The organism is Brevundimonas sp. GW456-12-10-14-LB3 (assembly GCF_059424365.1).
Genome location: NZ_JBWKZJ010000041.1, coordinates 1 through 23166, shown reverse-complemented (window position 1 = coordinate 23166; position 23166 = coordinate 1). Strand labels below are relative to the sequence as shown.

General features: G+C 67.7%; 27 protein-coding genes, 1 pseudogene and 2 riboswitches. Of the genes and pseudogenes, 16 read left to right on the top strand and 12 right to left on the bottom strand.

Going from position 1 to position 23166, the window contains the following annotated elements:
* From AC07XS_RS13820 to AC07XS_RS13810, 3 genes and pseudogenes are all read left to right on the top strand, one after another.
* Positions 1-1351 (top strand): TonB-dependent receptor (locus AC07XS_RS13820; RefSeq protein WP_182714903.1); only part of this gene is annotated, 1351 nt, incomplete at its 5' end.
* A pseudogene (locus tag AC07XS_RS13815) lies at positions 1261-2447 on the top strand (PepSY-associated TM helix domain-containing protein). The gene AC07XS_RS13820 and the pseudogene AC07XS_RS13815, both read left to right, overlap by 91 nt.
* Positions 2444-2626 carry a hypothetical protein gene (locus tag AC07XS_RS13810; protein ID WP_182714901.1) on the top strand — a complete coding sequence of 61 codons (183 nt, stop codon included), beginning with the start codon at positions 2444-2446 and terminating at the stop codon, positions 2624-2626. Before AC07XS_RS13815 ends, AC07XS_RS13810 begins: the two are co-directional and overlap by 4 nt.
* 6 nt (positions 2627-2632) lie before the next feature.
* On the opposite strand, the gene erpA is transcribed toward AC07XS_RS13810, so the two are convergent.
* Entirely contained in the window at positions 2633-2950 is a 318-nt protein-coding gene (gene erpA / locus AC07XS_RS13805) for an iron-sulfur cluster insertion protein ErpA (RefSeq protein ID WP_224764437.1), read from the bottom strand.
* 151 nt (positions 2951-3101) lie between these two features.
* On the opposite strand from erpA, the gene AC07XS_RS13800 reads away from it, so the two are divergent.
* The 5 genes from AC07XS_RS13800 (at position 3102) to scpB (ending at position 7850) form a co-directional block, all read left to right on the top strand.
* Complete coding sequence (locus AC07XS_RS13800) at positions 3102-4283, top strand: deoxyguanosinetriphosphate triphosphohydrolase (protein ID WP_182714900.1); 1182 nt, start codon at positions 3102-3104, stop codon at positions 4281-4283.
* 80 nt (positions 4284-4363) lie between these two features.
* The gene (locus AC07XS_RS13795) at positions 4364-5140 is read left to right on the top strand and encodes an SPOR domain-containing protein (protein WP_182714899.1); all 777 of its coding nucleotides are present in this window, start codon (positions 4364-4366) and stop codon (positions 5138-5140) included.
* Positions 5137-6186, top strand: a complete 1050-nt coding sequence (nagZ, locus tag AC07XS_RS13790; RefSeq protein WP_182714898.1) for a beta-N-acetylhexosaminidase — start codon at positions 5137-5139, stop codon at positions 6184-6186. Before AC07XS_RS13795 ends, nagZ begins: the two co-directional genes overlap by 4 nt.
* The gene (locus tag AC07XS_RS13785) at positions 6183-7001 is read left to right on the top strand and encodes a segregation and condensation protein A (RefSeq protein ID WP_182714897.1); all 819 of its coding nucleotides are present in this window, start codon (positions 6183-6185) and stop codon (positions 6999-7001) included. Before nagZ ends, AC07XS_RS13785 begins: the two co-directional genes overlap by 4 nt.
* Positions 7002-7181: 180 nt before the next feature.
* Entirely contained in the window at positions 7182-7850 is a 669-nt protein-coding gene (scpB, locus tag AC07XS_RS13780) for an SMC-Scp complex subunit ScpB (protein WP_054766276.1), read from the top strand.
* A 16-nt stretch (positions 7851-7866) separates the two neighbouring features.
* On the opposite strand, the gene ispH is transcribed toward scpB, so the two are convergent.
* On the bottom strand, positions 7867-8838 hold the full coding sequence (ispH, locus tag AC07XS_RS13775; RefSeq protein ID WP_182714896.1) for a 4-hydroxy-3-methylbut-2-enyl diphosphate reductase: 972 nt from the start codon (positions 8836-8838) through the stop codon (positions 7867-7869).
* A 238-nt stretch (positions 8839-9076) separates the two neighbouring features.
* Here ispH and AC07XS_RS13770 point away from each other — a divergent pair, with 238 nt between their 5' ends.
* The 5 genes from AC07XS_RS13770 to AC07XS_RS13750 all read left to right on the top strand — a co-directional run bounded on the left by AC07XS_RS13770 (position 9077) and on the right by AC07XS_RS13750 (position 11650).
* On the top strand, positions 9077-9433 hold the full coding sequence (locus AC07XS_RS13770; protein WP_152950729.1) for an AtpZ/AtpI family protein: 357 nt from the start codon (positions 9077-9079) through the stop codon (positions 9431-9433).
* A 4-nt stretch (positions 9434-9437) separates the two neighbouring features.
* Positions 9438-10226 carry a F0F1 ATP synthase subunit A gene (locus tag AC07XS_RS13765; protein ID WP_054766273.1) on the top strand — a complete coding sequence of 263 codons (789 nt, stop codon included), beginning with the start codon at positions 9438-9440 and terminating at the stop codon, positions 10224-10226.
* A gap of 63 nt (positions 10227-10289) precedes the next feature.
* Positions 10290-10514 carry a F0F1 ATP synthase subunit C gene (locus AC07XS_RS13760; RefSeq protein ID WP_054766272.1) on the top strand — a complete coding sequence of 75 codons (225 nt, stop codon included), beginning with the start codon at positions 10290-10292 and terminating at the stop codon, positions 10512-10514.
* 78 nt (positions 10515-10592) lie between these two features.
* Positions 10593-11135 (top strand): F0F1 ATP synthase subunit B family protein, encoded by a 543-nt coding sequence (locus tag AC07XS_RS13755; protein WP_182714894.1) that lies wholly within the window; start codon positions 10593-10595, stop codon positions 11133-11135.
* A complete protein-coding gene (locus tag AC07XS_RS13750; RefSeq protein ID WP_054766270.1) occupies positions 11135-11650 on the top strand; it encodes a F0F1 ATP synthase subunit B in 516 nt (171 codons plus the stop codon). Before AC07XS_RS13755 ends, AC07XS_RS13750 begins: the two co-directional genes overlap by 1 nt.
* 88 nt (positions 11651-11738) lie before the next feature.
* On the opposite strand, the gene AC07XS_RS13745 is transcribed toward AC07XS_RS13750, so the two are convergent.
* The 5 genes from AC07XS_RS13745 to AC07XS_RS13725 all read right to left on the bottom strand — a co-directional run bounded on the left by AC07XS_RS13745 (position 11739) and on the right by AC07XS_RS13725 (position 14456).
* Positions 11739-11882 carry a hypothetical protein gene (locus AC07XS_RS13745; RefSeq protein WP_152950726.1) on the bottom strand — a complete coding sequence of 48 codons (144 nt, stop codon included), beginning with the start codon at positions 11880-11882 and terminating at the stop codon, positions 11739-11741.
* Complete coding sequence (locus AC07XS_RS13740; protein ID WP_054766269.1) at positions 11875-12204, bottom strand: hypothetical protein; 330 nt, start codon at positions 12202-12204, stop codon at positions 11875-11877. Before AC07XS_RS13740 ends, AC07XS_RS13745 begins: the two co-directional genes overlap by 8 nt.
* Positions 12205-12298: 94 nt before the next feature.
* Positions 12299-12769 (bottom strand): DUF6789 family protein, encoded by a 471-nt coding sequence (locus AC07XS_RS13735; protein WP_182714893.1) that lies wholly within the window; start codon positions 12767-12769, stop codon positions 12299-12301.
* 142 nt (positions 12770-12911) lie between these two features.
* Positions 12912-13316, bottom strand: coding sequence for a hypothetical protein (locus AC07XS_RS13730; protein WP_224764434.1), 405 nt, complete (start codon positions 13314-13316; stop codon positions 12912-12914).
* 216 nt (positions 13317-13532) lie between these two features.
* The gene (locus AC07XS_RS13725; RefSeq protein WP_182714892.1) at positions 13533-14456 is read right to left on the bottom strand and encodes an SDR family oxidoreductase; all 924 of its coding nucleotides are present in this window, start codon (positions 14454-14456) and stop codon (positions 13533-13535) included.
* Between the two features lie 77 nt (positions 14457-14533).
* On the opposite strand from AC07XS_RS13725, the gene AC07XS_RS13720 reads away from it, so the two are divergent.
* Complete coding sequence (locus AC07XS_RS13720; protein ID WP_321208140.1) at positions 14534-15145, top strand: TetR family transcriptional regulator; 612 nt, start codon at positions 14534-14536, stop codon at positions 15143-15145.
* A gap of 27 nt (positions 15146-15172) precedes the next feature.
* Here the strand turns inward: AC07XS_RS13720 and gcvPB are convergent, their stop codons facing one another.
* The 4 genes from gcvPB to gcvT all read right to left on the bottom strand — a co-directional run bounded on the left by gcvPB (position 15173) and on the right by gcvT (position 19856).
* A complete protein-coding gene (gene gcvPB, locus AC07XS_RS13715) occupies positions 15173-16741 on the bottom strand; it encodes an aminomethyl-transferring glycine dehydrogenase subunit GcvPB (protein WP_182714890.1) in 1569 nt (522 codons plus the stop codon).
* Positions 16742-16755: 14 nt separating this feature from the next.
* A complete protein-coding gene (gene gcvPA, locus AC07XS_RS13710) occupies positions 16756-18102 on the bottom strand; it encodes an aminomethyl-transferring glycine dehydrogenase subunit GcvPA (protein WP_152950722.1) in 1347 nt (448 codons plus the stop codon).
* Between the two features lie 134 nt (positions 18103-18236).
* Positions 18237-18602 carry a glycine cleavage system protein GcvH gene (gcvH, locus tag AC07XS_RS13705; RefSeq protein ID WP_166621766.1) on the bottom strand — a complete coding sequence of 122 codons (366 nt, stop codon included), beginning with the start codon at positions 18600-18602 and terminating at the stop codon, positions 18237-18239.
* A 138-nt stretch (positions 18603-18740) separates the two neighbouring features.
* Positions 18741-19856, bottom strand: coding sequence for a glycine cleavage system aminomethyltransferase GcvT (gcvT, locus tag AC07XS_RS13700; protein ID WP_182714889.1), 1116 nt, complete (start codon positions 19854-19856; stop codon positions 18741-18743).
* Positions 19857-19911: 55 nt separating this feature from the next.
* Positions 19912-19997: riboswitch (glycine riboswitch) on the bottom strand.
* A gap of 3 nt (positions 19998-20000) precedes the next feature.
* A riboswitch (glycine riboswitch) is annotated at positions 20001-20096 on the bottom strand.
* A 157-nt stretch (positions 20097-20253) separates the two neighbouring features.
* Between gcvT and AC07XS_RS13695 the strand changes: the two genes are divergently transcribed.
* Both AC07XS_RS13695 and pncA read left to right on the top strand, forming a co-directional pair.
* A complete protein-coding gene (locus AC07XS_RS13695; protein ID WP_182714888.1) occupies positions 20254-21225 on the top strand; it encodes a class 1 fructose-bisphosphatase in 972 nt (323 codons plus the stop codon).
* Positions 21222-21857 (top strand): bifunctional nicotinamidase/pyrazinamidase, encoded by a 636-nt coding sequence (gene pncA / locus AC07XS_RS13690; protein WP_321208139.1) that lies wholly within the window; start codon positions 21222-21224, stop codon positions 21855-21857. Before AC07XS_RS13695 ends, pncA begins: the two co-directional genes overlap by 4 nt.
* Before the next feature lie 188 nt (positions 21858-22045).
* Here the strand turns inward: pncA and AC07XS_RS13685 are convergent, their stop codons facing one another.
* Entirely contained in the window at positions 22046-23056 is a 1011-nt protein-coding gene (locus AC07XS_RS13685) for an adenosine deaminase (RefSeq protein ID WP_182714887.1), read from the bottom strand.
* Positions 23057-23166: the final 110 nt, after the last annotated feature.

Below are 23166 nucleotides of genomic sequence, written 5' to 3'. Positions count from 1 at the left end.
CGCCATCCCCGAGGCCCCCTCCGCCGATCGGAATTTCGCCCAGCGCTGGACCTATACGGATGAGGAACAGCTGTTCGGCGCGGTGCGGGGTGAGTTTGACATCACCGACAGCGTCACCGCCTGGGCCGCCTTCGGCGGGCGTCAAGGCGAGGAAGACAACAGCCTGGCCAATCCGCGAGCCGACGCGGCGGGCGCCATCCGGGGCTATCGCTTCGACAATATCCGCAAAGACACGGTCTGGTCCGGCGACGTCGGCCTGCGGGCGGACCTGACCACCGGCCCGGTTGGGCACCGACTGGTCGCCTCGGCCTCTCAGATCCAGTCCAAGTCGAGGAACGCCTGGGCGGGGTCGAACTTCGCGGGTTACAGCTTCGGAACCCTAACCGATCCGATCCTGTCGCCGGCGCCGGCCATCGCCAGCGTCTCGGGCGACCTGAGTGACCCGAAGGTGACCGAGCGGGTCAAGAACACCAGCGTCGCCGTGGCGGACAGGCTGTCCTTCCTGGACGGCCGCCTGCTGGCGACCGTCGGCGTGCGGTATCAGGAGATCGAGACCAAGTCCTACGCCTATGCCGACGGCGCCTTCGGCTCGGGCTATTCCAGCGAGGCTGCGACCCCGGCCTTCGCCCTGGTCTACAAGCCCAGCGACCGGGTTTCGCTGTACGCCAACTACGCCGAGGCCCTGACGCCCGGCGTCATCGCCCCTGCGGTGGTCAACGGCGTGACCGTGGCGAACGGCGGCGAGGTGCTGTCGCCCTTCCGCGCCGAACAGGCCGAGGTCGGGGCCAAATATGACGCCGGAACCTTCGGCGGGACGCTGAGCGTCTTCAGGACGACCCTGCCCAGCGCCTTCTTCGATCCCGCCACCCGCGTCTATTCCGACGGGGGCGAACAGGAGAACCGGGGCGTCGAACTGACCGTCTATGGCGAGCCCATCGACGGCCTGCGCCTGATCGGCGGGGCGACCTGGCTGGACGCCGAGGTCAAACGGTCGCTGACGGCGGCGAACGAAGGCAAGTCGGCCATCGGCGTGCCGGACGTCCAGACCAATCTGAACGTCGAATGGGACGTGCCGGGCCTCAGCGGCCTGACGCTGGAGGGGCGGGTGGTCCACACCAGCGCCCAGGCGGCGAATGCAGCCAATACGCTGGAGCTGGACGCCTGGACCCGGTTCGACGCCGGGGTTCGCTACGCCTTCGAGGCGGGCCAGCGTCCTCTGACCCTGCGGGCGCGGGTGGAGAATGTGGCCGACGAGGACCAGTGGGTCGCCGTCGGCGGCTATCCGGGCTCCAACTATCTGACGCTGGGTGCGCCGCGCACCCTGTCCCTGTCGATCTCGGCGGAATTCTGATCGGATGAGGACGCGGACGATCCGCGCCTGGTCGTGGACGCACAAATGGTCGAGCCTGATCTCGACCGTGTTCCTGCTGATGCTGTGCGTCACCGGCCTGCCGCTGGTCTTCACCCATGAGATCGAAGAGGTGCTGCTGGAGCAGGCCTGGACGCCCGCCGCGCCCGACGGGCCGTTGTTGAGCCTGGACGAGGTGCTGGCGGCGGCCCTGGCGCGTCATCCGGGCGAGGTTCCGGCCTTCATGAGCTTCGACGTGGATCGGCCGGTGGTCAACGTCACCAGCGTCGATCCGAACGGCCCGGCCGGTCGCTACAGTTTCGAGCCGATCGACCAGACCAGCGGCGCCGTCGCCCCGCCGGTCGCCGGCCATCCGGTGATGGAGTTCCTGCTTCAGCTGCATACCGACATGTTCCTGGGCCTGCCGGGCATGCTGTTCCTGGGCCTGATGGGGCTGATGCTGATCACGGCGGTGGTGTCGGGGGTGGTGCTGTACGCCCCCTTCATGCGGCGTCTGCCGTTCGGGACGGTGCGGGCGACGAAGTCGGCGCGGACGCGCTGGCTGGACTATCACAACCTTCTGGGCGTCATCACCGTGGCCTGGGTGCTGGTGGTCGGGGCGACGGGGGTGGTCAACACCCTGGCGACGCCGATCCTGGCCTATTGGAAGAATACGGCGCTGAAGGAACTGACCGCGGCCCATGAGGCCCCGGCCTCCATCGGCGAGCGGGCCTCGCTGGACCTGGCGGTGGAGCGGGCGAAACAGGCCCTGCCGGGCAAGACCCTGCAGTTCATCGCCTTTCCCGGAACCGACTATTCTACCGATCACCACTACGCCGTCTTCTTCCACGGCGACACGCCGCTGACGACCCATCTGACGACGCCGGCCTTGATCGACGCCCGGACAGGCGAACTGACGGCCGTGGCCCCGACGCCCTGGTATGTGAAGGCCCTGTCCCTGTCCCAGCCGCTGCATTTCGGCGACTACGGGGGGCTGGGGCTGAAGATCCTGTGGGCGCTGCTGGACCTGGCGACCATCGTCATCCTGGGGTCCGGCCTCTATCTGTGGCTGGGCAAGGGACGGCGGAAGGCGTCATGAGCCGCGAGGATCGGAGCCTTTGGGCCATCTTCGGCGCGCCGCTTTGGGTGTTCGTGCTCAGCCTGACGGGGCTGATCGGGGCCCTGCTGGAGGACGGCCTCTGGGACGCCGTCTTTTCGGCCCTCTTGGCTTCGAGCGTGGTCGTCACCGTCTGGGCCCTGATCCGGCGCCGACGGTGATCGGCGTCAGATCGAGAAGCTGACGCCGCAGCCGCAGCTTGAGGCGGCGTTGGGATTGCGCACCACGAACTGGGCGCCGGCCAGTTCGTCGACATAGGCGATCTCTGAATTCTTCAGGAAGGGGACCGAAACGGGGTCGATCAGGGCCGTCTGGCCCTGGGCCTCGATCCGCAGATCGTCGTCCTCGGCCGTCTCGACCAGTTCGAACCGGTACTGAAAGCCCGAACAGCCGCCCCCGTCGACAGCGACGCGCAGCATCAGGGACTTGCCCTCGGCCGCGCTGAGCCGGGCCAGACGATCGGCGGCGCTGGCGGCCAGGACGATGCCTTCCGGCGCGCGCGTGGCGACGCTGAAGGCGGGTGTGGACGGTTCTGTGGATTGGACGGTGCTCACAGCTGTCTATATGAGGCGCGTGCGGGCGTTCGCAAAGGCCCCGTCCGATCAAAGCCGCTTCAAAGTTGACGACTTGAGCCCGATGCCTCTCGCCCCCTACGCCGAACGCGCCGATCTGACCCAGGGCCGTCGCTTCTTCGAACCGCCCAGCCGCACCCGCACCGCCTTCGCCCGCGACCGCGACCGGATTATCCACGCCACCGCCTTCCGCCGTCTGAAGGAGAAGACTCAGGTCTTCGTGGCCCATGAAGGCGACCACTACCGCACCCGCCTGACCCATTCGCTGGAGGTGGCCCAGATCGCCCGGTCTCTGGCCCATGCCCTGCGGCTGGACGACGACCTGGCCGAGACCATCGCCCTGGCCCACGACCTGGGCCATCCGCCGTTCGCCCATGCGGGCGAGGATGAGCTGGTCATCCAGATGGCCGACTACGGGGGCTTCGACCACAATGTTCAGAGTTTCCGCGTCATCACCGAGCTGGAGACCCGCTATCCCCAGTTCGACGGGCTGAACCTGAGCTGGGAGACGGTCGAGGGCGTCATCAAGCACAACGGCCCGGTGTTGCATCGGCTGGACGAAGCGGCCTGGTCGGTGGTGCGTCCCTATCGGACAGGCGGAGAGGCGGGCTGGGACCTGCGGCTGGACGGGTTCGCCTCGCTGGAGGCCCAGTGCGCCGCCATCGCCGATGACATCGCCTATAACAATCACGATGTGGACGACGGGGTGCAGGCCGGGCTGATCACGCTTCAGGATCTGGATCAGGTGCCCCTGATCGGCCCGACCCTGGCCGAGGTGCGGCGCGACTGGCCCGCCATCGACGACCGGATGCTGCGGATCGAGGCGGTGCGGCGGATGATCGGGGTCATGGTCGAGGACGTGCTGGCCGAGACGGCGCGACGCCTGGAGGAGGACCGGATCGGCTCGACCGAGGATGTGCGCAACGCCTCGCGGACCCTGGTGGACTTCTCCCGGTCGATGCACGCGGACCTGGCGATCCTGCGCAAATTCCTGTTCGAGCGGATGTATCGCCACTATCGCGTCAACCGGACGCGCAGCCAGGCGCGGCGGGTGCTGTCGCAGCTGTTCGAACTGTTCATGGCCGAGCCGGAGGTCATGCCGCCGGAATGGGGCGTGCCGGCCCAGACCGAGGATCGGACCCGCAGGGCGCGCGCCGTCTGTGATTACATCGCCGGCATGACCGACCGCTATGCGATCGAAGTCCACCAGAAATTGTTCAGCCTCGACCTAGCGCTCGATCTGTGATTCGAAAGACGGCGGCGGGGCGTTAAACTAACCGCTCGACGCGCCGATTCGCTGCGTCGGGCAGACGGCGGAGCGACACCATGTCTTTCGATGACGAGAACCGACCCGGCCGAGGCGCCTATACGCCTCCGACCGACGACGACCTGCCGTTCCGCCGCAACACCTATGATCCGCGCGGGGGCGGCCGAAACGTCGGCTCGGGCGGAGGCAAGGCGCCGCCCGTGACCCTGATCGTCAGCGGCGTGGTGCTGCTGGTGCTGATCATCGCCGTCATCTTCTTCTATCGTTCGGGCATGCGGGCCTCGACCGACGCCCCGCCGGCCGTGGGCCAGGCCGTCGGCGAGATGAAGACCGTCGCCCCCCTGGACGCCCAGCCGGTCGATCCGGCCGAGGGCGTGCGCGTCTATCGCGACGAGACCGAGACCACCGACGCGCCCGTGACCTTCACCCCGCCGCCCGAGACGCCCCAGCCGCGCCCGGCCGCGCCGCCGACCGCCGCTCCGACCGGCCAGGGCCTGCCGACGGCCGCTGCTGCGCCCCGTCCCGCCACCCCGGCGCCCAAGACCGAGGCGCCGACGCCCGCCGCTCCCGCGCCGACGGCTCCCGCCGCCGCCGGCGGTTCGGCCTCGGTCCAGATCGGCGCCTTCTCCTCGACGGAGATCGCCGACCGGGAATACGCCGCCGTCGCCGGCCGCTTCAGCCAATATGCCTCGGGCGCCGAAAAGCGGGTGACCGAGGTGACGTCGTCCAGCGGTTCGACCCTGTACCGCACCACCTTCACCGGCCTGTCGCGCGAGCGGGCGGTCGCCTTCTGCAACGCCCTGAAGGCCGCCGGACGGGATTGCATCGTTCGGTGACTTCCGCCGCCATCTACGGCTGTGCGGGCCATCGGCTGACGGAGGGCGAACGCGCCTTCTTCGCCGAGATGCGGCCCTGGGGCTTCATCCTGTTCCGGCGCAATATCGACAGCCCGGAACAGGTGCGGGCCCTGACGGACGAGTTGCGCGCGGCCATCGGCGACCCCGAGGCGCCGATCCTGATCGACCAGGAAGGCGGGCGGGTCCAGCGGATGGGGCCGCCGCACTGGCCCAAATACCCGCCGGGCGACGCCTATCTTAAGGCGACGAACGACCCGGCGGACGCGCGCGACCTGGTCCGTCTGGGTGCGCGTCTGATGGCGCACGATCTGCGCGAGGTCGGGATCAATATTGATCTGCTGCCGGTGCTGGACGTGCCCGTGCCCGGCGCCCACGACATCATCGGCGACCGCGCCTATGGCCGCGACCCGCAGACCGTGGCCCTGCTGGGACGGGCGGCGGCGGAGGGTCTGCTGGCGGGCGGGGTCCTGCCCTGCATCAAACACATGCCGGGCCACGGCCGCGCCTTCGCCGACACCCACAAGGACCTGCCGACGGTCCATGCCGATCTCGAGACGCTGGACGCCTGGGACTTCGCCCCGTTCAAGGCCCTGTCCGACATGCCGATCGGCATGACGGCCCATATCGTCTTCAGCGCCATCGACCCCAAACGCCCGGCCACCCAGTCCAAGAAGGCGATCCAGCTGATCCGCGAACGACTGGGCTTCGGCGGTCTGTTGCTGTCGGACGATCTGGTGATGAACGCCCTGTCCGGATCCTTGACCCAGAGGGCGCACAAGGCGCTGAAGGCGGGATGCGACATCGTCATCCATTGGAACGGCGATATGGACGAGATGCGGCAGGTCGCCGAGGGCGTCGGTCCGCTGAAGGGCGGGGCGAAACGGCGCGCCGAGGCGGCCCTGGCCCGGATCGTTCGGACGCCGGAACCGCTGGATCCCGTCGCCGGGCACGAACGCTTCTTCCGCGCAATGGCGGGCAAGACGGACGCGGCTAAAGGACCGGACGTGGGGGAGGCGCAGGCGTGAGCGAGGCGTTTCAGCCGAACCTCGATTTCAACGCCGAGGAGGTCGAGGAGCGCGAGGCCTTCGTCGTCGATCTGGACGGCTATGAGGGGCCGCTGCACGTCCTCCTGGCCCTGGCGCGGACGCAGAAGGTCGATCTGCTGAAACTGTCGATCACCCAGCTGGCGGAGCAGTATCTGGCCTTCGTGCACGAGGCGCGGCGGCGCAACTTCGCCCTGGCGGCCGATTATCTCGTAATGGCCTCCTGGCTGGCCTATCTGAAGTCCCGGCTGCTGCTGCCGCGCACCGAAAAGGGCAAGGGCGAGGAGCCGCCGGCCGAGGCCATGGCCGCCGCCCTGGCCTTCCGCCTGCAAAAGCTGGAGGCGATGCGCAAGGCGGTCGAACAGCTGATGGCCCGGCCCCAGCTGAAGCGCGACGTCTTCACCCGGGGCGATCCCGAGGCGACGGTGATCGTGCCGTCCGACCGGATCGACGCCAGCCTGTATGAGTTGATGAGCGCCTATGTGACCCAGCGCCGACGCGAGGAGGCGCGACGCTATTCGCCCGGCCAGCGGGTCGAGGCCTTTCCGCTGGAGGCGGCGCGCGACTGGCTGCGCGAGATCATGCCGCGTCTCGCAGACTGGACCCCGCTGGACCAGGTCGCGCCCCGTCCCGAAGACCCTGAGGGCCCCAGCCAGGCCAGCTATACCGCCTCGACCCTGTCGGCCAGTCTGGAGCTGGTGAAGGAGGGGGCCATGGACATTCGCCAGACGGCGCCGTTTGCGGACCTGTATCTGAAGCGGCGGGGCCTGGGGCAGCCGCTGGAGCTGACGCCGTGATGCGTGTTGGTTTTTGCACCGTCAAGGCCGTCATCCTAGGGCTTGTCCCTAGGATCCAGAATCCCGGCGCCGGGCATGGGCGCATCTTCGGAGAAACCGGGAGTCTGGATCCTCGCCACAAGGGCGAGGATGACGAACTTTGGGCTAGGGGCGTCGGCGCCGAAAGTCGGGAGTTGGCCCATGTCTGACCTGTCCTTCCAGCCCGATGAGGCCGAGATCGAGCGCCGGGTTGAGGCCCTGCTGTTCGCCGCCGCCGGCCCGCTGAGCGCCGCCGAGATCGGGGCGCGCCTCCCCGAAGGCGCCGACGTCGGCCGGGCTCTGTCGGGCCTGCGCGCCCGTTACGAGGGGCGGGGGGTGGAGCTGGACTGCGTGGCCGACCGCTGGCGGTTCCGCACGGCGGCGGACTTGGCCTTCATGATGAGCCAAGAGCGGGAGGAGCCCCGCCGCCTGTCCAAGGCGGCGCTGGAGACCCTGGCCATCATCGCCTACCACCAGCCCGTGACCCGCGCCGAGATCGAGAGCGTGCGCGGCGTCAGCCTGTCCAAGGGCACGCTGGACCTGTTGCTGGAGATGGGGTTCGTGCGTCTGCGAGGGCGGCGGCGGACAGCGGGTCGGCCCGTAACCTACGGCACCGCCGACCGGTTCCTGGAGCATTTCGGCCTGGCCAGTCTGTATGACCTGCCGGGGGTTCAGGAGATGAAGGCCGCCGGGCTTCTGGACCTGTCGGCCCCCGTCGGGTTCGAACTGCCCGACCCCAGTCGTGCGACCGGGGCGGATGAGGAGGAGGCGCCCCTGCTGGACGAAGACAGCCCCGAGTTCGCCCAGGACTTCGTCGGCGAGGAGCGATAGCCGTCGGACGCCGCGCTCAGGCGGTCAGCTGGCGCGGCAGTTTGAAGGTCACGGTCTCACGCGCGCCGGCGTCCTCGGTCACGGTGGCGTCGAACCGTTCGGCGATGGCGTCCACCAGGGCGGCGATCAAAGGCTCGGGCGCCGAGGCGCCGGCGGTGACGCCGACCGTCTGAACCCCGTCGAACCAGGCCCAGTCCACTTGGGAGGCGTCATCCACCAGCCGGGCGTCGCGGGCGCCGGCGCGCATCGCCACCTCGACCAGCCGGGCCGAGTTGGACGAATTCTTGGACCCGACCACCAGCACCAGTTCGCAGCCCTGTCCCAGGGTTTTGACCGCCTCCTGCCGATTGGTGGTGGCGTAGCAGATGTCTTCCTTGTGCGGGTCGGGCAGTTCGGGGAAGCGCCGCTTCAGCACCTTCAATATGCCGGCCGTGTCGTCGACCGACAGGGTGGTCTGGGTCGCATAGGCCAGGGGGGCGTCGCCGGGGCGTTCGAAGGCTTCCGCATCAGCCTCGGTCTCGACCAGGCTGATGGCGCCGGGCGGCAGCTGGCCCATGGTGCCGATCACCTCTGGATGGCCGGCGTGGCCGATCAGGATGATGTGGCGACCTGCGGCATGATGACGCTCGGCCTCGACATGGACCTTGGACACCAGGGGGCAGGTGGCGTCCAGGAACAGCAGGTCGCGCGACCGGGCGGCGGCGGGCACGGACTTGGGCACCCCATGGGCCGAGAAGACGACCGGCCGGTCGTCGGGGCATTCGTCCAACTCCTTGACGAAGACGGCGCCCATGGCCTTCAGCCGCTCGACCACATGGCGGTTATGGACGATCTCGTGGCGGACATAGACAGGGGCGCCGAACTTCTCGATGGCGCGCTCGACGATCTGGATCGCCCGATCAACCCCGGCGCAGAAGCCCCGCGGCGTCGCCAGCCGCACGGCGATCGGGCGGCGTTCGGGCGCAGGGGAGGGGACGTGCATATTCATGACCGCCAACCTAGTCGTTCGCGGACCATATCGCCATGCGGGGCGAGCGAATCCGCACCTCAAGGCAGCGACGCATCGCCACGGTCGGCTGGTTCTCAGTGAAAATCCATTCGGAACAAAGATTTAGACTAAGTTCACGACGCCTTGACCAACCGGCCGCTCACGATTAGTTTCCGCGCCGAATTCAGACCTGCCTCAACACATTGTTCGGGCGCTGAGCGCACAGGCCATGTCCCCAATGTCGGAATCGCGCGAAGAGGCGATCAAACGCCTCCAAGACAGCGCATCCGCGTTGGAGGACAAGACGGCTCAGAAGGCGTCGGAGCACCTCGCGGCTCAGGCGGTGACGAGCCAGGCCTACAAGATCGTCGCCGAACTGCTCGGCGGGGTCTTCCTGGGCTTGGGGCTAGGTTTTGGGGCGGACCGACTGTTCGGGACCAATCCCTGGGGTATCATCGGCGGAGTCCTTCTGGGCTTCGCCCTGTCGATTTACATGGCGCGCCGCACGGCCAACCGGCTGATGGCGCAGGCGAAGGCGAGCGGGATCGAACCGAAATCGGTCCCCTTCGACGACGAGGAAGACGAGGACCGATAGGCTGATGGCCGATCCGCTTCACCAGTTTAAGATCCAGCCGCTCGTCGATTTCGGCGCGGTGAACCTGCCTGTCTTCGGCCACACCCAGCTGGCGATCACCAATTCGCACGTCGCCATGACGGTCGCCTTCGTGGCCATTGTCCTGTTCCTGCAACTGGTCACCTCGAGCGCCAAGGTGGTGCCGGGACGGTTGCAGACGGCCGGCGAAAGCCTGTTCGACATGATCGACGGGGTGACGGATTCGATCATCGGCCACGACGGCCGCAAATATTTCCCGTTCGTCTTCAGCCTGTTCCTCCTGGTGCTGGTGATGAACCTGTTGGGCATGTTCCTCAGCTTCACCGCGACGTCGCAGCTGGCGGTTACGGTCACCTTCGCCGCCCTGACCATCCTGCTGGTCATCGGTGTGGGCTTCCTGAAGAACGGCCTGGGCTTCTTCAAACTGTTCTGGCCGGCCAGCGCGCCTCTGGTGCTGCGCCCCGTCGTCGGCGCGATCGAGTTCCTGTCCTTCCTGCTGCGTCCCGTGACCCTGGCTCTTCGTCTGTTCGGCAACATGCTGGGCGGCCACGTCGCGCTGAAGATCTTCGCCGGCTTCGTCGTGGCCCTGGGCGCCGGCGCCTTCGTCGGCGAGGGCTTGGGCCTGTGGGGCCTGCCGATCGCCGCCCTGTCGATGACCATGGTCGTCGCCCTGACCGCCCTCGAATTCCTCGTCGCCTTCCTGCAGGCGTTCGTGTTCGCCGTTCTGGCCAGCATCTATCTCAATGATGTGGTCAACCTGGGTGAAGGCCACTAAGGCCCGGCCCAGTTCGAGAACTCCCTCCTTCCAACCCACCTGACTGAAACAAGGATACTCACCATGGAAGCTGAAGCCGCCAAGTACATCGGCGCCGGCCTGGCCACCCTCGGCATGATCGGCTCGGCCATCGGCGTGGGCAACATCTTCGCCAACTTCCTGAACGGCGCCCTGCGCAATCCGTCGGCCGCCGCCTCGCAAGTCGGCAACCTGTTCGTGGGCGCGGCTCTGGCCGAAGCCCTGGGCATCCTGGCCTTCGTGCTGGGCATCCTGATCCTGAACTCCTGATCTATCCGGGGTTTAGGGCGGCGGCGGCTTCTCGCTGAGGCCGTCGCCGCCTTTCTGCTTTTCGGACGAACGGACACCATGGCCGCACCCACTTCTCACGACACCCACGCGACCACCGAGGCCGAAGGCCACGGCGGCGGCGGACTGCCCCAGTTCGAGACCCAGCACTGGGCCGGGCAGATGGGCTATCTGCTGGTCCTGTTCTTCCTGCTCTATTTCCTGATCGCCAAGGTCTTCGCGCCGCGCCTGCGCCGCGTCATGGATGAACGTCGCGAGACCATCTCCGGCGCCGTCGCCACCGCGCGTCAGGTCCAGGCCGAGGCCGCCGAGCAGGCCGCCCTGGCCCAGGCCGACCTGGCCAAGGCCCGCGCCGACGCCCGCGCCACCGCCGCCGCCGCCAAGGCGCGCGTGACGGAAGAAGCCAACGCCCGCCAGGCTGCTGAAGAAGCCGTGGTCAATGCCCGCATCGCCGAAGCCGAGGCCGCCATCGCCAAGACCCGCGACGCCGCCATGGGCAATGTCTCGACCATCGCCTCCGACGCCGCCGGCGCCATGGTGGAGCGCCTGACCGGCCAGGCCGCGACCAAGGCCGAACTCGACCTCGCCAAGGGAGCCGCCTGATGAACCTGATCTTTGAACCGGGCATCTGGGACCTGTCGAATCCCGAGATCTGGGTCGGCGTCGGCCTGCTGATCTTCTTCGGTATTCTGATCGCCGTCGGCGTGCCCAAGATGGTCGCCGCCCAGCTGGACGCCAAGGGCGCCAAGATCCAGGCCGACCTGGACGAGGCCGCCCGTCTGCGCGCCGAGGCCGAAGCCCTGCTGGCCCAAATCCGCAAGGAGAAGGCCGAGGCAGAGGCCCAGGCCGCTGATATGATGGCCCAGGCGGAAGCCGACGCCCGTCGTCTGGAAGTCGAATCCAAGGCCAAGCTGGAAGAGACGCTGGAGCGTCGCCAGAAGATGGCCGAGGCCCGCATCGCCCAGGCCGAGGCCCAGGCGTCCGCCGAGGTCAAGGCCGCCGCCGCCGACCTGGCCGCCAAGGCCGCGGAACAGATCCTGGCCGCCCGCCTCGCCGGCGGCGCCAAGGATCCGCTGCTGGACGCCGCCATCGCCCAGATCGGCGACCGCCTGAACTGACGACCTCAAGTCTGACCGGGTCTCAACGCCCGTCCTTCGGCCGAAATCGCTCTGGCGGTTTCGGCCGAAGTCGTTTTGGGGCGGCCCCTCAGCGCCCGATGACGCCGCTGACCGTCAGAACCACAGCGATCATCACCAGGATGAAGACGATGACCCCGCCCATGATGCGGAAGGGCGGGCCGCTTTCACTGCGGCGGCTGAAGCCGTCCGGATCGCGGTCGGGTTCAGTCATCGGTCTGCATCGGCTGCGGGGGCGGCGTCGAGGTGGTGGAGCCGTTCAGGGGCGTGCCGTCGCCGCGCACGGCCGACTGGCCGCGCAGGGCCGGATTGTCGCCGGGCGCCACGGCGGGCGCGCTGGGCGGGACGGCGCCGCCGGGCGGCGGCACGACGGCCGGTTGGACCACGGCCGTCTCGCTGTCGCTGGCGGCCTGAGGATTTCGCCAGATCACCTCAGCGACGAGGTAATAGGCGATCAGGGCCAGGACCACGCCGCCGACCAGCAGAGGCTCCCAGCGGATGCGCCCTCGGCGCGTCGGATCTTCCTTGCGGTTCATCGCAGGGGAAGCCGTCGGCCCACCGTCCGGTTCGTCTGTGTAGGAAGCCGGACGCAGGGACGGCCTGGAGACCAGGCCGTCCGGCCCGCCGAGATCAGTGGGCCGTGGCGCCGCCGATCACATGGGGCGTCTGGCGCTTGTCGCGCGCGACCAGCCGGGCATAGACATTGCCCAGGACGATCCCGAACACGGCATGGGTGACCAGAAGCCAGGCGATGGTGCCGAAGCCCGAGCCGGCGTTGAAGGTGCGGTAGTCGCCGACCATGAAGACGCCGGCCATCATCACCACCCAGGCGCCGACCGCAAAGACGATGCCCTTGGTCTCGGGCGTGTCGGTGGGCAGTCGCGGGCAGAGGTAGGCGAACAGGGGACCCAGGATCAGCACCCCGGTCACCGCATGAAGAATCCAGCCCACGGCCAGGGCGTCGGGCATGCCGATCAGGGCGGCGATGACGCTCTGGAACGGGTCGAACCAGTTCAGGAACAGATTGGGTATTTCCAGCAGGGACACGGCGAACGTGGCGGCGAAACCGGCGATCAGACCTTTTTGTAAGCGTGACATCATGACCTTAGCGCCTCCCAACGCTTTTCTGGTTCTCTGATAACGCTGGGACAGAATACGCCTGACTCGGACGGTCGGCGTTCACGTTGCCGTGGTTAGCGAACGCAGCAACGCAGGCGCGAAATGATCGCTGATGCGCGCACGGTCAGCGGAACAGTTTGCGGATGTAGCGGCGAAGGCCCTTGCGCAGACGGATCAGGCCGCGCCGCCGCCGGGTCAGGATCACCTTTTCGGCGCGCAAGGCCTGTTGCCAGAAAACCGGCGCGAACTCCGGCTTTTTCCGCATCAGCCGCCGGAAGGGATAGACCCATTTCGGCCGGGCGTACTGGGCGCGGATGAACTGTCGCTTGGCCCAGAAGGAGCTCTTCAGGATCAGCATCAGGCCGACCGCGATCACCGGGACGCCGCCGGGGCCGGGCAGGGGGGCGATCAGAATGCCAAGCAGGACCACGAACAGCCCGCCCGCCATCAGGGCCCAACGCTTCAGCACCCGCAGCTTGCGGCTGCGAGGCGAGGCGGAGGACAGGACGAGAGCGGGTGCGGAGATCACGAGGGCGCCGGGAGGGAGGAGGACTGACTGAGGTGTGACAACGGTCGCCACGCCCACCCGATCCCAAGCCGGGAAGGGAAAGAGCGACCGTGGCGAGGTTGTCACATAACCCCTTAAGATCCGGTTCGATGGCCGATCCGTGGCTTTCCTATGAAGCTTTGGTCATGAAGCCGGATTGTCGCAGTCTGTGTCCCACAGGACGCGGCTAGGCCTTGGTCAGCCGTAGTGGACGCCGGTCATGCGTTCGGACTCGGACCACAGGGCGCGGGCGGTTTCGACATCCAGCGCCTGGGGCTTGATGAGGGCGCGGCCGGGCGCACCCCGCATCTCCTGCCAGCCCTGAGGGCCGTAATAGGCGCCGGGTTCGGTCTGGGGCAGGGTCGCCGCCATCAGGATCGGCAAGGCGCCGTCGGCCGCCGAATGGCTGGCCACGCGCGCCAGAAGGCGGCTGACCAAGGCGAAAAGTCCGGGCGGGCTGCCGGCGTGGCCGTTGGCGATCAGATCCGTCCGGGCGAAACCGGGATGGGCGGCCACGCTGGTCAGGCCCCAATCTTCGCGATCGCTGCGGCGCTGAAGCTCCAGGGCGAACATCAACATCGCCAGTTTGGACTGCTGATAGATGGGCCAGGGCCGGTAACCGGAGCGATAGTTCAGATCGCTGAGCTGAATCCGACCGCCGCGATGGGCGACGCTGGACAACTGCACCACTCGCGCCTGAGCCGCCGTCAGCAGTGGCAGGAGCCGGCCGGTCAGGGCGAAGTGGGATAGATAGTTGGTTCCGAACTGCATCTCGAAACCATCGATGGTCGTTCGGCGACGGGGCACGGCCATGACGCCCGCATTGTTGATCAGAATGTCGACCGGCCGACCCGCCGCCAGGAGGGCCTCGGCGAAGGCGGCGACAGAGCTGAGGTCCGCCAGGTCCAGCCGTTCGAACCGCACGAGGGCCTCAGGGTGGCGACTGCGGATCAGCCGTTCCGCCTGATCGCCCTTGTCCGGATTGCGCGCGGCCAGAACGATCTCGGCGCCCTTTCCAGCCAGAACGAGCGCCGCCTCCAAGCCGATGCCGCCGGTCGCCCCGGTGATGATGACCAGCTTGCCGCTCTGGTCGGGAATATCGGCTGTCGTCCATTGGGTCATTGCGGCTATCCTGGGGTGAACTGAATTTCCGAAGGGCTCCGGCTTGCATATCTGCATCCGGTGCAAATATGCAAGAAGTGCAAGAAAAAGTTTTTCCTGGCGAGCAGGGTCTGCGTGCGCGGAAGCGGCTGGAAACCCACGCCCGCATTCAGGCCGAAGGCCTGCGGCTGTTCATCGAAAAGGGATTTGACGGCGCCACCCTGGACGAGGTGGCGGCGGCGGCGGGCGTATCGCGCCGCACCCTGCTGAACTATTTCGGCTCCAAGGAAGAGATCGTCTTTTCCCTCAAGGCCCAGATCCCTGAGATGATCGCCCAGGCGGTGGCGGCCCGGCCGTGCGACGAACCGCTGCTCGATATGGTGGAGGGGGGGCTGGCCGATGTCGCCGCGCGCTTCCAGACGCCGGACATGCTGGACCTGACGCGGCTGATCCATCAGACGCCCGCCCTTCAGGCCGGTGATCACGCAAAGTATGAAGGGGTGGAGCGGCTGCTGGCCCAGACCCTGGCCGAGCGGAAGGGATTGGCCCCGGACGACGTCGCCTGTCGCGTCGCGGCGGCGATCGGCGTCAGCATCATGAAACTGGCCGGCGAGGCCTGGCTGGCCCATCCGGACGAAGGGCCTGAACGGTTCGGCCGCGAAGCCTTCGCCGTCCTGAGACGCATGGCGGGCCAGCGTCCGCCGCCCTGATCCAGGACGGCGGACGCCGAGAGCGGCTTAGGCCGCCTGGTTCGAGCCTTCCGGGGCCGTCCAGCGCAGCACCGGCGAGCGGGCGGCGCGGGTTTCGTCCAGACGACGCAGGGGGGCGTGGAAGGGGGCGCCCTTGAAGCGGTCGACGTCGCCGGCCTTGGCCGCCTGGGCCAGCAGGCGCATGGCCTCGATGAAGCGATCCAGCTCGGCCTTGGACTCGGTCTCGGTCGGCTCGATCAGCATGGCCCCGTGAACGACCAGCGGGAAATACATGGTCATCGGGTGGAAGCCCTCGTCGATCATCGCCTTGGCGAAGTCGAGCGTGGTGATGTCCGTGCCCTTCAGCCATTCGTCGTCGAACAGGGCCTCGTGCATGCAGGGGCCGTCGGGGAAGGCCGCGCTCATCAGGTCCGACAGGCGGGCCTTGATGTAGTTGGCGTTCAGCACCGCATCCTCTGCCACCTGACGCAGGCCGTCGGCGCCGTGGCTCATCATGTAGGATAGGGCGCGCACATACATGCCCATCTGCCCCTGGAAGGCGCACAGGCGACCGAAGGCCTGTTCGGCCTCGTCTTCCTCACGCTCGATCAGGCGATAGCCGTTATCGTCATGCACCACCCAGGGCGCCGGGGCGAAGGGCGCCAGGGCGTCGGACAGCACCACCGGCCCCGCGCCCGGCCCGCCGCCGCCGTGCGGCGTCGAGAAGGTCTTGTGCAGGTTGATGTGCATGGCGTCCACGCCCAGATCGCCCGGACGAACCCGGCCGACGATGGCGTTGAAGTTGGCGCCGTCGCAGTAGAAATAGGCGCCCGCCTCGTGGGTCAGGCGGCTGATTTCCAGAATGTCGCGCTCGAACAGGCCGCAGGTGTTGGGGTTGGTCACCATGATGGCGGCGACGTCGTCGCCCAGCTTGGCGGCCAGGTCGGCGACGTCCACGCGGCCGTCCTCGGTCTGGGCCACCTCGACGACGGTATAGCCGACGAAGGCGGCCGTCGCCGGATTGGTGCCGTGGGCGCTGGTGGGCACCAGCACCTTGCGGCGCTTCTCATGCTGGCCCGAGGCCTCGTGCGCGGCGCGGATGGCCATCAGGCCGCACAGTTCGCCGTGCGCTCCCGCTTTCGGAGATAGCGCGACGGCGGGCATGCCGGTCAGGGTCTTCAGCCAATGGGCCAGCGTATCCATCAGCTCCAGCGCGCCCTGAACCGTCGACATCGGCTGCAGGGGGTGGATGTCCGAAAAACCGGCCAGACGCGCCATCTTCTCGTTCAGGCGCGGGTTGTGCTTCATCGTGCACGAGCCCAGCGGATAGATGGCCAGGTCGATGGCGTGGTTCTTCTGCGACAGGCGCACATAGTGGCGCATGGCCTCGGGCTCCGACAGGCCGGGCAGGCCGATCGGATCCTTGCGGACCAGGTCGCCCAGGTCCGACGCATCGGTCTTCGGTTCGGGCAGGTCGACCCCGGTCTTGCCCCAGCCTTCGCCTTCGAAGATCAGCGGCTCGTTCTGCAACAGGCCGCGCCCGCCGGTCAGGGTGGCGGGCTTGGTCTGTACCTGGTTCGGGGCGGTCGGGCGGCCGACGGTGTTCATGGTGCTCATGGTCTTGTCTCCGCTCAGGCCGCCAGCACCTTGGCGAGGGCGGTCGCCAGGAGCTTGATGTCGGCGTCAAGGGTGGTTTCGGTCGCAGCGACCAGCAGGACGTCGTCCATGCCGGCGTCGGGGGCCAGGCGGCTGTAGGGCACGCCGGCCAGGACGTGATGGGCGGCCAACTGATCCACGACCTCGGCCGCGTTCTTGGGCAGGCGCACCGCGAACTCGTTGAAGAAGCGGTCGGTCAGGATTTCGACGCCCGGAACGGCGGCCAGGGCGTCGCGCGTGGCGAGGGCCTTCTCGTGGTTCAGCAGGGCCAGTTTGCGCAGGCCCGTCTCGCCCAGCAGGCTCATGTGGATGGTGAAGGCCAGGGTGCAGAGGCCGGAATTCGTACAGATGTTCGACGTCGCCTTGTCGCGGCGGATATGCTGCTCCCGCGTCGACAGGGTCAGGACGAAACCGCGCTCGCCGTCGGCGTCCACCGTCTCGCCGGTCAGGCGGCCGGGCATCTGGCGGATCAGCTTCTCGCGCGTGGCGAACAGGCCGACATAGGGACCGCCGAAGTTCAGTGCGTTGCCGATCGACTGGCCCTCGGCGGCGACGATGTCCGCGCCCATCTCGCCGGGCGACTTCAGCAGGCCCATAGACACGGCTTCCGTCACCACGACGATCAGCAGGGCGCCGGCTGCATGGGCGGCCTCGGCGATCTTCGTGACATCCGTTGCGGCGCCGAAGACGTTCGGGGTCTGAACCACGACGCAGGCGGTGTCGGGACCGATCTGGTCGATCACGGCGGCCTCGGCGTCGACGGCGGGAGCCAGGACTTGCGTCTCGACGCCGACGGCGTGGACCACGGTCTCGGTCGCCTTGACGTAGTGGGGGTGCACCCCGCCCGAGATCACCGCCTTGTTGCGGCGGGTCACGCGGGTCGCCATCAGCACGCCCTCGGCCATGGCGGTCGAACCGTCATAAAGCGAGGCGTTGGCCACCGGCATGCCGGTCAGGTTCGCGACCTGGGTCTGGAACTCGTACAGATACTGCAGAGTCCCCTGGGCGATTTCCGGCTGGTAGGGGGTGTAGCTGGTCAGGAACTCCGACCGCTGGATGATATGATCCACCGTCGCCGGGACATGGTGCTTGTAGGCCCCTGCGCCGCAGAAGAAGGGGACGGCGCCGGCTGTGGCGTTCTTGGCGGCCATGGCGGACAGGGCGCGCTCGACCTCCAACTCGCCCGCCACCCGCGGCAGGTTCACAGGCCCGTCCAGCCGCGCCGCTTCGGGCACGTCCACGAACAGGTCGTCGATCGATTTGGCGCCGATGGCGGCGAGCATCGCCGTGCGGTCGTCGGGCGTCAGGGGGAGGTAACGCATTGCCGGTTTCCTTCACCCGTCATCCTCGGGCCTGACCCGAGGATCGGATGTTGTGCGGCTCGTGCGTCTAGGCTTCGCACGAGTGGTTGATCCTCCGGCCCTCGGGTCAAGCCCGAGGGTGACGGAGTTTGAGATTAGAGGGTGGCGAGGAAGGCGTCGTAGGCGGCCTGGTCCATCAGGGCGTCCAGTTCCGAGGCGTCCGACACCTTGATCTTGGCGAACCAGCCGTCCGCTTCCGGGGCCGAGTTGACGGTTTCCGGAGCGGTCGACAGGGCGTCATTGGCCTCGACCACTTCGCCCGAGACGGGGGCGTAGACGTCGGACGCCGCCTTGACGCTCTCGACCACGGCGAAGCTGGCGCCCTTGGCGACAGTCTTGCCGACTTCCGGCACTTCCACGAACACCACGTCGCCGAGGGCGTCGGCGGCGTGTTTCGAGATGCCCACGGTGGCGATGTCGCCGTCCAGGCTGACCCACTCGTGATCCTTGGTGAATTTCATTTCTCTTCTCCATCTCCCACCCCGTCATCCTCGGGCTTGACCCGAGGATCGGAGGCGGATCGTTCTCTGTGTTGATCCCGACGCAATGCGGCGGATAATCCGGCCCTCGGGTCAAGCCCGAGGGTGACGGGGTGAATGTTACGCCTTCGGCTTCCGGTAATAGCGTTGCGCCACGAAGGGCATGGCGACGACCTCGGCGGCGGCGGGCTTGCCGCGTACGATGACCTTCAACTCCGTGCCCAGGGCGGCATGGGCCGGCGGCACGAAGCCCATGGCGATGTTCTTGCCCAGGGTGGGGGAGGGGCCGCCCGAGGTGACCTTGCCGATGATGTTCCCATCGGCGTCGGCGATCTCGGCGCCTTCGCGGGCCGGGGCGCCTTCCTTGACGATCAGGCCGACGCGGACGCGCGAAGGACCGGCGGACAGTTCTTTCAGGATGCGGTCGGCGCCGGCGAAATCGGCCCGTTCCTTCCTCGACTTCGACAGGGCGAAGGTCAGGGCGCCTTCGACCGGGCTGGTGGTCGGGTCGATGTCGTGGCCGTGCAGCGGCAGGCCCGCCTCCAGGCGCAGGCTGTCCCGGGCGCCCAGGCCGATCGGCTTGACGCGGGCGTCTTCCAGGATCGTGTTCCAGATGCGCTCGGCCTGGTCCGCCGGGACCGAAATCTCATAGCCGTCTTCGCCCGTGTAGCCCGAACGCGAGACATAGCAGTCGACGCCGAACAGCATCAGACGCGCGCATTCCATAAAGCCCATTTCCGCCAGCACCGGCTCATGCGCCTTCATGACCTCGGCGGCTTCCGGCCCCTGGATGGCGATCAGGGCGCGGTCGTCCAGAACCGTCAGCTTGGCGTCGCCTTCCAGGTTCGCGGACCAGAAGGCGAAATCCTCGTCCTTGTTGCCGGCGTTGACGACGACGAACAGGCCGTCGTGATCCGGGCGGCCGGCCATCAGGTCGTCGATGATCCCTCCGTCCTTGTTCAGCAGCAGGGAATATTTCTGCTTGCCGGCCTTCAGGATTTCATAGTCGCCGGGCACGAACCGTTCGAACTGGGCGGTGGCGTCGGCGCCGGTGATCTTGCACTGGCCCATGTGGGACACGTCGAACAGGCCGGCGTGTTCGCGGGTCCAGCGGTGCTCGGCCAGGACGCCCTCATACTGGACCGGCATGTCATAGCCGCCGAAGCCCACCATCCGGGCCCCCAGGGCGCGGTGCGCGGCGTTCAGGGGCGTGGTCTTCAGGGTCTGATCGGTCATGGTTCAGGCTTTCACGGTCGCGTGTTGTGGCGGAGCTCCGCCGTCCTCGCGCCCCCGCTGTCCTGAAGCCTGAGAGATTCCGGCGACCAAATCATGTCGCCTTGCTCCGTCGGCGCGCCCGTGAAGAGCGGCTTTCCAGCGTCCGTATGCTTCGCGGTCCGTTTGCCTGAGCGTTTCCGGGGCGGTTGCGCCTTCGGCGTCGACCCGCCGAGGCGCGCCGATCTCTCCCGCGAGAGCAATCGACCTAAGCCACCGACTCCGGCCGCAAGTCAAGCGCAGGCGTGTTTTGACGCCGCCTTGTCGCACTTCCTGACGTCCGGCGTCGGCTCGCCCTTGCTCTCCCTGCGTCCGCCCGCCAAGAACGGAGCGTCCCTCTCCGCCGCTCCGGACCGATCCCATGACCGCCGACCGCACCCGCCTCGACGCCCACATCGCCGCCCTGGAGGTTCCGGAAGGGCTGAAGACGGTCCTGACGGTCGCCGCCGCCACCTGCGCCGACATCAGCACTCTGGTCGCCGGCGGCGCCCTGGCCGGGGCCTTGGGCGCCTCGGGCCAGATCAATGTTCAGGACGAGGAGCAGAAGAAGCTCGACGTCATGACCAACGACATGCTGACCGACGCCCTCCTGGCCTGTCCCGCCGTCGCCGGCGTCGCCTCGGAGGAGATGGACGAGGTTCAGCCGGCGGCCAATTCCACCGGCCAATATCTGGTCCTGTTCGATCCGCTGGACGGCTCGTCCAACATCGACATCAACGCCATGGTGGGGACCATCGTCTCGGTGCTGAAGTCTGCGACGCCTTCGCCGACCGAGGCCGACTTCATGCAGCCCGGCCGCAATCAGGTCGCCGCCCTCTACGCCCTGTACGGCCCCCAGACCATGCTGGTCCTGACTACGGGCGCAGGGGTCAAGGGCTTCACCCTGTCGAACGACGGCGACTGGATCCTGACCCACGACGACATCGCCATCTCCCTGGACACCAAGGAGTTCGCCATCAACATGTCGAACCTGCGCCACTGGGCCGAGCCGGTGCAGCGTTATGTCGACGGCGTGCTGAAGGGCGCGGACGGCCCCCGGGGCAAGAATTTCAACATGCGCTGGGTCGCCGCCATGGTCGCCGATGTCCACCGCATCCTGATGCGCGGCGGTGTCTTCCTGTACCCCTGGGACAAGCGGGAGCCGAACAAGCCCGGCAAGCTGCGCCTGATGTACGAGGGGAATCCCATGGCCTTCCTGGTTGAACAGGCCGGGGGCAAGGCGACGACGGACGGGGTTCAATCGATCCTCGACATCCAGCCCGAGCATCTGCACCAGCGCATCCCCGTCGCCCTGGGCTCGGCCAACGAGATCGACGCCTACGCGAGCGCATGATGAAGATCGGTCCGACTGACGCCCTCCTGGTCATCGACCCTCAGAACGACTTCTGCGAGGGCGGCCGTCTCGCGGTTGAGGGCGGGGCGGGGATCATGCCGCTGATCAACCGGCTGGCCGAACGGTTCGACCGGGTGGTCCTGACCCAGGACTGGCACACCCCGGACCAGATTTCGTTCGCCTCCAACCACCCCGGCGCGTCCCCCTTCACCGAGATCGAGGTCGCCTACGGCCGCCAGATGCTGTGGCCCGACCACTGTATCCAGGGCTCGCCCGGCGCCGACTTCCACCCCGATGCGGCGCCCACGGTGCAAAAGGCCCTGGCCGTGATCCGCAAGGGCTATAACCCCGCAGTGGATTCCTATTCCGGCTTCTTCGAGAACGACCATCGCACCCCGACGGGCCTGGCCGGCCTGCTGCGCGACCTGCGCGTGACCCGCGTCTTCCTGTGCGGGCTGGCCTTCGACTACTGCGTCCGCTTCACCGCCGAGGATGCGGTGCGCGAGGGTTTCCAAGCCGTGGTCATCTCCGACGCCAGCCGCGCCATCGCGCCGCAGACCGAGGCGACGGCCCGGGACAGTTTCCGGGCGATGGGGGTGGCGGAGGTCGGGGCCGAAACCCTCCTCGGCTAAACCCCTCTTTCGTCATCCTCCGGCGAGCTTAGCGAGACCGGGGGACCCAGCGGCGCGCGAGAGCGCGAACCTGTCGCGGGCCAGGTGCTCCCGCATCGTGCGGCGGATGGATTTCGCCTTCGGCCGCTGGATCCCCCGGTCCGCGCCGCGAAGACGCGGCTTGCCGGAGGATGACGAAAGAAGAGGCGTCAAACCGCCTTCGCGTACGCCTCTACCTCCGCGACGAACGCCGCCTTCTCCGCCTCGCCCAGGAACGACCCCTCGAAACTGTTCCGCGCCAGCAGCGTCACCTGATCCTTCGTCAGCCCGACCGCCGCCGCCAGCCGGCTGTAGTTGTCGTTCACATACCCCCCGAAATAGGACGGATCGTCCGAGTTCAGTGTGACGTGCAGGCCCCGGCGCAGCATCTCGGGTACGGGGTGGTTCTTCAGATCGTCGACCACGCACAGTTTCAGGTTCGACAGGGGGCAGACGGTCAGGGTCATCTGCTCGCGCGCCAGCCGATCCACCAGAACCTCGTCCTCCATCGAGCGATTGCCGTGGTCCATTCGGTCGATGTGCAGCAGGTCCAGCGCCTCGTGCACATAGGCCGGCGGGCCTTCCTCCCCGGCGTGGGCGCACAGTTTCAGGCCCAGGTCGCGGGCGGCGGCGAAGACGCGCTGGAACTTGGACGGCGGATGGCCGACCTCCGACGAATCCAGCCCCACCCCGATGAAATGATGTAGATAGGGCTTGGCCGCCTCCAGGGTCGCGAACGCCTCGTCCTCCGTCAGATGCCGCAGGAAGCTGAGGATCAGACCCGAACTCACGCCCAGTTCCGCCTTGGCCCGGTCCATTCCCGCGATCAGCCCCTCCACCACCACGCCGAAGGGCACGCCCCGGTCGGTATGGGTCTGGGGATCGAAGAAGATCTCGGCGTGGCGCACGTTATCGGCGGCCGCCCGCTGGAAATAGGCGAAGGCCAGATCTTCGAAATCCTGGCGCGTCAGAAGGACCGCCGCCCCGGCGTAATAGATGTCCAGGAAGTCCTGCAGATTCGAGAAATCATAGGCCGCCCGCACCGCCTCGACGCTGTCATAGGGAATGGACACGCCATTGCGCTGCGCCAGTTCGAACATCAGCTCCGGCTCCAGCGAGCCCTCGATGTGCAGGTGCAACTCCGCCTTGGGCAGGCCGGCGATATAGGCGTCTAACGACATGGGGCATCCTTCGGAGAGAAGGCGTCAATTCGACACCACCAGCCGCAGATGTCCAGCCTTGGTCTTCCCCGCGTCGTTCGTCGGCGGCGGATCGGGGGGCGGGGGCAGGC